At 36.0% G+C, this 6000-nt stretch carries 5 protein-coding genes; 4 read left to right on the forward strand and 1 reads right to left on the reverse strand.

What is annotated here, in order from left to right; all coding sequences use genetic code 11:
• Positions 1–103: 103 nt before the first annotated feature.
• Positions 104–1156: an NAD(P)/FAD-dependent oxidoreductase gene (locus ACFSW4_RS13960; RefSeq protein WP_377330036.1), complete on the forward strand. Its 1053-nt coding sequence runs from the start codon at positions 104–106 to the stop codon at positions 1154–1156.
• A 9-nt stretch (positions 1157–1165) separates the two neighbouring features.
• On the opposite strand, the gene ACFSW4_RS13965 is transcribed toward ACFSW4_RS13960, so the two are convergent.
• Positions 1166–1963 (reverse strand): STAS domain-containing protein, encoded by a 798-nt coding sequence (locus ACFSW4_RS13965; protein WP_054754161.1) that lies wholly within the window; start codon positions 1961–1963, stop codon positions 1166–1168.
• A gap of 112 nt (positions 1964–2075) precedes the next feature.
• On the opposite strand from ACFSW4_RS13965, the gene ACFSW4_RS13970 reads away from it, so the two are divergent.
• The 3 genes from ACFSW4_RS13970 to ACFSW4_RS13980 all read left to right on the forward strand — a co-directional run bounded on the left by ACFSW4_RS13970 (position 2076) and on the right by ACFSW4_RS13980 (position 5874).
• On the forward strand, positions 2076–2396 hold the full coding sequence (locus ACFSW4_RS13970) for a winged helix-turn-helix transcriptional regulator (RefSeq protein WP_054754159.1): 321 nt from the start codon (positions 2076–2078) through the stop codon (positions 2394–2396).
• Between the two features lie 141 nt (positions 2397–2537).
• Positions 2538–4121, forward strand: a complete 1584-nt coding sequence (locus ACFSW4_RS13975) for a peptide chain release factor 3 (RefSeq protein WP_377330039.1) — start codon at positions 2538–2540, stop codon at positions 4119–4121.
• Between the two features lie 223 nt (positions 4122–4344).
• Positions 4345–5874 (forward strand): AbgT family transporter, encoded by a 1530-nt coding sequence (locus ACFSW4_RS13980; RefSeq protein ID WP_377330041.1) that lies wholly within the window; start codon positions 4345–4347, stop codon positions 5872–5874.
• The last annotated feature ends 126 nt before the right edge of the window (positions 5875–6000 follow it).

Here is a 6000-nt window from a genome sequence, read left to right on the forward strand (position 1 = left end):
AATAGAAAGGTGATGAATAATGACATATAAAACAACTCATTATTTGGGTACATTTAATTGGTCTGATAAACTGTGATTACCTTAAATTTAAAGGAGTTCAACTATGAAACCGTATATCATTGTCGGTGCAGGAATTCTTGGATGTTCTACAGCGTATCATTTAGCTAAAAAAGGGGCGCCTGTTCTATTAATCGATCAACATGACCAAGGTGAGGCTACGCGATCTGCGGCTGGAATTATTAGTCCTTGGTTATCACAAAAAAATAATCCAAAATTATATGAAATGATTAATAAAGGAGCTCATTATTATCCCGCTATTATTAACGAACTTGCGAATGATGGCATTACCAATACTAGCTATAAAAAGGTAGGCTCCCTCCATTTACATAAAAGTGATCATAAATTAGATAAAATGATAGATGATTTAGAAGATAGAAAAACAAACGCTACAGGAATAGAAGACATTTCTAAATTGACTGGCGAAGAGGTTAAGTCAAATTTTCCAATGTTATCTAATCGGATGGGAGCCATTCATGTAAGTGGTGGAGCCAGAGTAAACGGAGATTGGATGAAAAAAGCCCTCAAAGAAGGTGCTAAGCAACATGGTGCAGAAGTCATTCATGGTGAGGCAGAACTGGTTAATGAAACAACTATACGTATTGGCAGACAGACCTTTGATGCAGAAACATTGATTGTCACAAATGGGGCATGGGCTGATCGTTTCCTTAAACATATTGGCGTTAAATTAGATGTGACTTCACAGAAAACCCAAATTTTACAACTGGAAATGATACATGATGATCCATCTAAATGGCCAGCCATTATGCTTCCGAATAATAAATATATTGTGGGTTTTGAAAACAATAAGGTTTTTATTGGATCAGCGCATGAAGAAAATCATGATTTTGATTCAACAAGTTCGGCTGTTGGCGTATATGAAATATTAAAGACGGCCTTCAAGTTTGCACCAGGATTAGAAGATGCGAAGTTTATTGAATCGCGAATCGGATTTCGGCCGATGCTTCCTAATAAAACGCCTTATATTGGCTATCTTCCCGGTTACTCTAAAATCATGATTGCAAATGGCCTTGGGGCATCAGGTATCACGAGTGGACCGTTTCTTGGGAGTGAAGTGGCTAAAATTGTAACTAGATGAAACTCATGCTTAGGCAGTTTTATTTATTGATCTCATAGCATCTTTAACTGTTTGGTGGATATTTTTATCTCCTAAATCAATTCCTAATGACACTGCAGTCATGGCAAGTTGTTTATTAATTCCGGTAAAAATAATTTGTGTCCCAATTAATTCCATTGAATTAACAACATCAAATAAATACTTAGCGACTAATTGATCGACAGTGCCTAATCCCGTTAGATCTAGAATTAAATGATCAATTCGATCTTCTGAGACGCTATTTAAAGTTTTACTCATTAATACAGATGCTCTGTTAGCATCAATTTCGCCTATCAACGGACAGACGCCAATATTGTCTTCAACTTTTATAATTGGAACGGAAAGTTCATTAAGTTTTAGATTCAACGTCTGGTTACGATCATTGCCAATCATATCAACGTAACCATTTGTGTAACCTGCATTATAATGAAGTATGGTTAATTCTATTTCTTTTGTTAAACGAAGACGCTCGTCCATAGTTAGCATATAGTCATTATCTAAGTCATGAACATAGTTCCAGATCCCCTCACTAAGATAAGGGAAGAGTTCTACTAATTCTAGAAAGCTGGATGAATCATTTATTCCTTTTTCATAACCGGCCTCTTTAACACCTTGATAGGTTAGAAAATCATCACCATACAGAACTCTTTCTTCAATAATTTGAAGTAGATGCTTTAATTCTCTTTTTATATCCTCGTTACTTAAGGAAGTCGTTAATGTATTTAAGATTTCAGGGTTGTGGTCATGTAAAAGGCTCCCTGCCTGATTTAAATGCTCATTTCTTTCCATAAAAGACTCCTTTCTAGAGATATGAAATGAATATATCTCCCTAATTTAATTTTATAGGATTAAAAATATTATAAAAGAGGTATATTTTAATGTACTGGGAGGAGGAGCTAAAATGGATCAAGATTTAGAAAATATTAAAGTAACGTTAGATGTCGTATGCGGTAAATGGAAAGCAGTTATTTTACTAAAATTATATGAAGGAAATTTGAGGTTTGGGGAGATTAAAAGGAGTATACCGTTAATCAAGCATCAAACATTAATCAAACAGCTTAAAGAATTAGAACAAGATGGATTATTAACTAAAACAACTTACCCCGATGTACCTCCAAAAGTCGAATATTCTTTAACAGAATACGGCAGACACTTAAAACCGTTATTAGACATGATGGTTGAATGGGGAGAAGTGCATAGTGATCAGAAGACGACATCATAATTTCCAAGAGTGAAACATACTTAATTTTATTGTATAGTAGTAGGGTGAAAAATAGTTAAAATCAAAGGAGAATTATGCAAATGTAAGATAAAATCCCATATCAAAAAACAGTTTACATTTTAAATAGAAGGGATTTTTTGAATGTCAATTACAGAAGAAATGCAAAAACGCCGTACTTTTGCAATCATTTCTCACCCTGATGCTGGAAAGACCACGTTAACAGAGACGTTATTAGTATTTGGAAATTTAATTCGCTCAGCTGGTACAGTAAAAGGTAAAAAATCAGGAAAATTCGCTACATCAGACTGGATGGAAATTGAAAAGCAACGTGGAATTTCAGTTACTTCCAGTGTTATGAACTTCCCATATAAAGATTTGCAAATCAATATTCTCGATACACCTGGACACGAAGACTTTAGTGAAGATACGTATCGAACATTAACAGCAGTCGATAGTGTTGTCATGATTATAGATGCGACTAAAGGGATTGAAGCTCAGACAAAAAAATTATTTAAAGTTTGTCGCATGAGAGGCATTCCTATTTTTACCTTTATCAATAAATTGGATCGTGAAGGGCGAGAGCCTTTTGAATTACTAGAAGAAATCGAAGAAGTATTGGATATTGAAACGTATCCGATGAACTGGCCTGTTGGAATGGGTAAACGGTTTCTTGGTATTTTTGACAGGCAAGGTAAACAGTTTGTCCAATTTCATGGTAATGAACAAGAACAGTTTATTCCATATGAAGAATTAGAAAGAGCTGAGTATGATGAGTTCAAAAAGACTGATGAATATCAAACGGCAGAAGAAGAACTTGAGTTATTAGATGAAGCAGGCGATCAGTTTTCAATGGAGGACGTGTTAAAAGGTGAACAAACTCCTGTATTTTTCGGAAGTGCACTTGCACCTTTTGGGGTCAAAACATTCTTCGATACGTTTATATCAATGGCGCCACCACCAGCACCTAGGAAGACTGAAGAAGGAGTCGTTCAACCAGACAATCCAGATTTTTCGGGCTTTATTTTTAAAATCCAAGCAAACATGAACCCCCAACACCGAGACCGTGTCGCTTTTTTAAGAGTATGTTCTGGTAAGTTTGAAAAAGGCTTAAGTGTTAAGCTAGCGAGAACCGGGAAGACCATTAATCTATCGCAATCTCAGCAATTTGTAGCATCATCAAGAGATAATGTTGAAGAGGCTTATGCGGGAGATATAATCGGTATATATGATCCAAACGTATATCGAATTGGTGACACATTACTAGAAGGTAAGGAATTGTTTGAGTATAACGAACTTCCTCAGTTCCCTCCTGAAATTTATAAAAGAGTTACAGCTAAAAATGTGATGAAGTCGAAACAGTTTAAAAAAGGAATAGAGCAGCTCGTTCAAGAAGGGGCCATCCAGCTATTTATGAAAAACAAAGGTGAATCTTATATTATTGGAGCTGTTGGCGAACTTCAGTTTGACGTATTTAAATACCGGATGAAAAATGAGTATAACTCTGAGGTATTACTTGAATCAATAGGTGAGAGAGTACCAAGATGGCTTCCTGAGGATCAAGTTAACAAAAGCTTATTTGATGAACGTAATATGCTCGTTGAAGATCGTGAAGGAAACCATGTAGTCTTATTCAAGAATGAGTTTGCGTTAAAATGGTTTAAAGACCAACATCCAGAAATAGAACTAATTGATTTGTATGAAGTCAATAAATATGACCAAACTTAATATAGTAAGTTTTTGGACTGGGTCAAATTATGATCCAGTCTCTTTTATTAAACGTAAGCATTTTGGAATCCGAAAGGTTAACAATAGTGAGAATTATTTTCCTAGTTAGAGTTTTGGAAAGGGTGTTTTATTTAGTGTGATTTCCCTTTATAATATTTCTCGTTACTAAAACACATGAAATCTAAGTTTTCAGAAGATTTAAATTGGAAGGAGAATTATCAACATGGAAAAACAACGTAGAGGTTTGTTTCAACGTTTTCTTGATGGCATAGAACGCGTTGGTAACAAGCTACCACACCCTATTACGCTATTTGCCATATTAGCATTATTAGTAATTGTTGTATCAGCAGTTGTTTCTATGTTTGGCGTAAGCGTTGAACATCCAGGGGAAGATAAAACAGTAGAAGTTAAAAGTCTTCTAAGCTCTGAAGGAATTCGATATATATTTGAAAGCATGGTGGACAACTTTATTGGATTCGCTCCATTAGGTGTTGTACTAGCGACCATGTTAGGTATTGGAATTGCGGAACGCACTGGTCTGATTAGTGCTGCTTTACGCGGATTTGTTCTATCCATACCAAAAGTTTTAATCACAGCAGGTCTTGTATTCGCAGGGATCATGTCAAGTGTAGCTTCTGATGCAGGTTATGTCGTATTGCCTCCATTAGGTGCGGTTATCTTTGCAGGATTAGGAAGACATCCACTTGCAGGTCTTGCAGCTGCATTCGCTGGTGTATCTGCTGGTTTCAGTGCCAACTTGTTCCTATCAGCGACAGATGCGATGTTAGGTGAATTAACAATTGATGCTGCAGCGATGATTAGTCCTGAGTATGCAGAAACAATTAACATTGCAATGAACTGGTACTTCATCATTGCATCAGTATTTCTATTAACTCTTGTTGGTGCGTGGGTTACAGAAAAAATCGTTGAACCACGTCTTGGCGAGTATAAAGGTGATTACCGTGAAGATTTAAACGGGTTAAAGCCAATTGAAAAGAAAGGTTTAACTTGGGCAATTATTTCATTTGTCGTATCAGCTGTTCTCTTATCACTATTAATCGTACCTGGTGATGCACCGTTACGTGGTGAGAATGGAGCGGTTATTCAATCACCATTCATGCAATCTCTTGTTCCAGTTATTACAATCTTATTCTTTGTTCCGGGTCTCGTTTATGGAATTGTGACGAAGAATATTAAAAGTGATAAGGACGTTGCCAGTCAATTAACAGACACAATGGCATCAATGGGGATGTTTATTGTACTAGCCTTCACAGCTGGTCAGTTCGTTGCTTACTTTGCAGAATCGAACATGGGTATTGTTCTTGGTGTGCTAGGTGCGAACTTCCTTGAGTTCTTAAACTTAAATGACATGCCATTCTTATTGCTAGTTCTATTTATGTTAGTAGTTGGGTTTATTAACTTGTTTATCGGAAGTGCATCGGCCAAATGGGCAATGTTAGCTCCAATTTTCGTACCGATGATGATGCAATTAGGTTTATCACCAGAGTTAACTCAAATGGCTTACCGTATTGCTGACTCATCTACAAATATTATTACACCACTTATGACATACTTTGCGATTATCATTGCATTCGCACAGAAGTATGACAAGAAGATGGGTATTGGTACGATGATCTCAGTTATGTTCCCATACTCAATGGCATTCTTAGTGTTCTGGACATTATTACTATTCGTATGGATGATGTTAGGTGTCGACTTAGGTCCAGGATCATCATTCTTTTATAATAATTAATTAGTAAAATCTCAGCCTGAATGGTACTGCACCCCAAAAGTTAGAGTGAAAAATTTAACTTTTGGGGTGTTTTGTATGGCGAAATATAGTAACGATTTTAAGTTAAAAATTGTGAAAGAATATTTA

Source organism: Piscibacillus salipiscarius, assembly GCF_042685285.1.
In the GTDB taxonomy this organism is placed as follows: domain Bacteria; phylum Bacillota; class Bacilli; order Bacillales; family Alkalibacillaceae; genus Piscibacillus; species Piscibacillus salipiscarius.

Coding starts and splice junctions, on each gene's coding strand:
- ACFSW4_RS13960 (WP_377330036.1), top strand. CDS start 104: ATGAAACCGTATATCATTGTCGGTGCAGGAATTCTTGGATGTTCTACA.
- ACFSW4_RS13970 (WP_054754159.1), top strand. CDS start 2,076: ATGGATCAAGATTTAGAAAATATTAAAGTAACGTTAGATGTCGTATGC.
- ACFSW4_RS13975 (WP_377330039.1), top strand. CDS start 2,538: ATGTCAATTACAGAAGAAATGCAAAAACGCCGTACTTTTGCAATCATT.
- ACFSW4_RS13965 (WP_054754161.1), bottom strand. CDS start 1,963: ATGGAAAGAAATGAGCATTTAAATCAGGCAGGGAGCCTTTTACATGAC.
- ACFSW4_RS13980 (WP_377330041.1), top strand. CDS start 4,345: ATGGAAAAACAACGTAGAGGTTTGTTTCAACGTTTTCTTGATGGCATA.